This is a genomic window from Brevibacillus migulae (assembly GCF_004521915.1).
Taxonomy (GTDB): Bacteria; Bacillota; Bacilli; order Brevibacillales; family Brevibacillaceae; genus Brevibacillus_F; species Brevibacillus_F migulae.
In genome coordinates this window covers 1-305 of the sequence record NZ_SDKD01000092.1, presented here as the reverse complement: position 1 = coordinate 305, position 305 = coordinate 1, and the positions used below count along the sequence as shown (strand labels likewise).

Annotated in this window: 1 protein-coding gene; it reads right to left on the bottom strand. The window is 37.4% G+C overall.

Translation table 11 applies throughout. The features are described 5' to 3' along the window. Window positions 1-305: ATP-binding protein (locus EIZ37_RS25745; protein ID WP_134687575.1), on the bottom strand; the 305-nt coding region annotated here is incomplete at both ends.

Genomic DNA, 305 nt, shown 5'->3' with positions numbered 1-305 from the left:
GAGCCTTTTTCATATCGTTCCGCTATTATTTGAAAGAAAAAGTGAGCTGCAGTTTCATCCATTTTACGATAACCAATTTCGTCAATTATTAAGAGATCTGGCTTTGTAAATAAACTAAATTTCCTGCGTATCGTATTTGTTCGATGTGCTTCCTGAAGACTCTGTACCAAGTCATGAGCTGTTATAAAATAAACGGTGTATCGTTTCAGAATGGCTTCCATTGCTAGAGCCACGGCTAAATGAGTTTTACCAACACCAGGCGGTCCAAGAAGAACAATATTTTCTTGGTGTTCGATAAATTGCAA